At 54.1% G+C, this 2,558-nt stretch carries 4 protein-coding genes; 2 read left to right on the plus strand and 2 right to left on the minus strand.

Annotation, left to right across the window (positions count from 1 at the left end; translation table 11 throughout):
- The first annotated feature begins 1 nt into the window (after position 1).
- Both H512_RS27960 and H512_RS0119900 read left to right on the plus strand, forming a co-directional pair.
- Complete coding sequence (locus H512_RS27960; protein WP_084798655.1) at positions 2–316, plus strand: topoisomerase DNA-binding C4 zinc finger domain-containing protein; 315 nt, start codon at positions 2–4, stop codon at positions 314–316.
- A gap of 13 nt (positions 317–329) precedes the next feature.
- Entirely contained in the window at positions 330–719 is a 390-nt protein-coding gene (locus H512_RS0119900; protein WP_026784898.1) for a DUF2513 domain-containing protein, read from the plus strand.
- A gap of 16 nt (positions 720–735) precedes the next feature.
- Here H512_RS0119900 and H512_RS25210 read toward each other — a convergent pair whose 3' ends face one another.
- Complete coding sequence (locus H512_RS25210; protein ID WP_053240093.1) at positions 736–1,116, minus strand: DUF6173 family protein; 381 nt, start codon at positions 1,114–1,116, stop codon at positions 736–738.
- A 687-nt stretch (positions 1,117–1,803) separates the two neighbouring features.
- Positions 1,804–2,202, minus strand: coding sequence for a hypothetical protein (locus tag H512_RS0119910; RefSeq protein WP_026784899.1), 399 nt, complete (start codon positions 2,200–2,202; stop codon positions 1,804–1,806).
- Positions 2,203–2,558 lie beyond the last annotated feature (356 nt).

The following is a 2,558-nucleotide window of genomic DNA, read 5'->3' on the forward strand; positions in this document are numbered from 1 at the left end:
GATGACCCTTTTGATCTCGGGGGTAGGGGCCTTCAGTGTCTACGCCTGGCGCGGAAGCCGTACTCAACCGCCCCGGGCGAGTTCAATTTCTCTGCCTAGCCCGCCCCTGGACAGACAGCCGCAAATTCAGCTGCCTTTGCAGGTTGTCGACAAGTTCAACGGCTGCCCCAAGTGTGGGGCTCCCATGCGGAAGCGGCTGGCCAAGCGGGGAAAATTTCGAGGTCGGGAATTTATGGGATGCAGCAGATACCCGCGCTGTGATGGAATCCGGGCCCTAGGCGACGTTGAGGACGCCCCGACAGCGCCGAACAAGTGAAGGACGCAGGCAGATGATCCGAGATATGGAATTGATCAGGGCGCTTCTGCTGAAGCTGGAAGCTATTCCCAAGCACCCCGCATCAAACATGACCATCGATCCCAACGATAAAGAGGTTGCCGTACCTGGCTACGAGGTCGAACAGATCGCTTATCACTTGGAATTAATTGACGAGGCTGGCTTCATCGATAACGCCAACATCCATCCATCGTACGGAATTGGCTTCAGAAAGCTCACGTGGGATGGTCATGATTTTCTGGATTCCATCCGCGATCCGGATGTGTGGAACAAGACAAAGCAGGGGGCGGCCGCAGCTGGCGGGTTTACCCTGGATCTTCTGAAGGATCTGGCGAAAGGCTTCCTCAGGAAGCAGATCGAAGAACGCACTGGCATTACGCTGTAGAGCAATGCCCTCGCGCTTATCGAAAGCCGATACGGAAAGGCTTCTCCTCAATCGGCTTAAGAGCAACCAGTAAGAAATTCAGCTGGGAAATGTGCTGGATGAGAGAGACGTTGTTGCCATCGATATCGACGCCGGAAAATTCGAGAATGTTCGGGTTATGGTGCAATATTGAGCGAATGTGGATTTCAGCAGCCCTTCCGAAATTCGCAAGCTGCAGGCCGATCTCTTCGCTTTCAGATAACGACGCTTCAAATTCACTGACACGCTTCAGAAGATAATTGAAAATATCTTCTGCATCGAGCCGGCCAGCCCTGCGATCCTGAGTTTCGGCAATCTCCTTGTAGACGTGATCCATATTAGGCAGCGTCAAATTAGGGAACGTAAAGTCGCGGCTCATTTAGGAATCCCCCAGGCACTCAAGAAGCAATACTGACACTCGGAATTTTCCCTTTCAACCACCGCAATAGGAATTCCCGCCTAGGATGTCCTCCTGGATCTAGCGGCCGATGCGGATCAAAATGCGCCAATGCCAACGGCCTGACCCAGTCCATGAGGCGAAAAGGCTCAAGCTGTTGATTGTTCCCTGTTCGCCCCCCTTGTTGAAATCGAAAGCCAACCCCGGACGGACACCGGAAACGACGTTCCTCGTCCCGACGCCTTCAGCAGCCTCATCCATATTCTCAATAGGTCGTATTGCGAGGAAATAGGGCCCGTTTTCCCTGCAATTCCCCCTTTTCTTGGCGGCGCGGGGCTATTCAACGCCCCCTCACTGGTGTACAGGAATGCTGGAACGATGCTATTTGCATATCTCAGACATCAAAGCAGACCCCTCAGAACAGAGCGCGGTGCGAGCAGTTGTCGCCAGGATACGCCAAGAGAGGCCGGTGTGGACGACAGGACGATGGATAGCTGGTTAACTCCGGTTCCTTGTCTGATGTTTCAGAAAGACTCGTTTTGTATTCAAAGCGAGGTCCGGAATAAATGCGACATAGTTGTTGACCAATGTATTCCGACGGGACTACAATCAAAGGTAGGAGGGCAGGGTACATATGCACCCCGCCTTTTAGACTCCCGTTTTTCTCGCCTACGGCGTCACAACGCTGGCTCCGCTGGTGTCATCCGGGCCACCCCCGAACCATTTATGGTACAGCGCGTTGAGCCAGCGCAAACCGCTGCTAAGAGCCAAAGCGGCCACAGCGATCGTTTCAATGACGACGGCCACGTTGAGCATAAGCTCCGGCATCTCATGGCCGAACAAGAGAAGGATCGCCGCGATTACGATCAGCCCCGAAAGGGTGAGATCGCTCGTGAACAACGCCATTACGAAGTCAAATTCGTGATTGATCGAGACGATCAGGCCGATCGCCAACAGCACGGCACTGATCTTGCATCTTCCCCAGAGCAATGCACGACGCATCTGGGCTTTCGTCGGACTGACTTTCGAAAAAGCAGTCCTGGCGGAATAGAAAAAGCGGCATGTCATTTTTTCCTCCCACTGGAACGGAGGAGTTTCGATGACCAGGGTTGCAATCTAGCATCGAGCCCCTCAGGATATGCTGCTTAACGAGCCCCCGGCGGTCCAAATCGCCGGGGGTTTTTCTTCGGCCGCAGCTGTTCCGAAGAGTATCCCCGTGACTGATGCATAAAAAAAGCCGCTCGACTGGCGTTCAACCAGCGTGCGGCACGGAAATTGGCTGAAGGGATCGCGCCCTGTTCAGTCAGACCATGTTCAAGATGGCACACCAGGGGTCGTTTGCGGTATGGGGCGAAATCCTACGCTAGCGGTGCTCTAACGAGAGGGGCTTGCTTGATTGATCTGGTTCAGACGATCGAGAACGG

This window comes from Pleomorphomonas koreensis DSM 23070, from assembly GCF_000425185.1.
In the GTDB taxonomy this organism is placed as follows: domain Bacteria; phylum Pseudomonadota; class Alphaproteobacteria; order Rhizobiales; family Pleomorphomonadaceae; genus Pleomorphomonas; species Pleomorphomonas koreensis.

Excerpts from the sequence above, each read along its gene's own strand:
- H512_RS0119910 (WP_026784899.1), bottom strand. The coding sequence starts at position 2,202 with ATGACATGCCGCTTTTTCTATTCCGCCAGGACTGCTTTTTCGAAAGTC.
- H512_RS0119900 (WP_026784898.1), top strand. The coding sequence starts at position 330 with ATGATCCGAGATATGGAATTGATCAGGGCGCTTCTGCTGAAGCTGGAA.
- H512_RS27960 (WP_084798655.1), top strand. The coding sequence starts at position 2 with ATGACCCTTTTGATCTCGGGGGTAGGGGCCTTCAGTGTCTACGCCTGG.
- H512_RS25210 (WP_053240093.1), bottom strand. The coding sequence starts at position 1,116 with ATGAGCCGCGACTTTACGTTCCCTAATTTGACGCTGCCTAATATGGAT.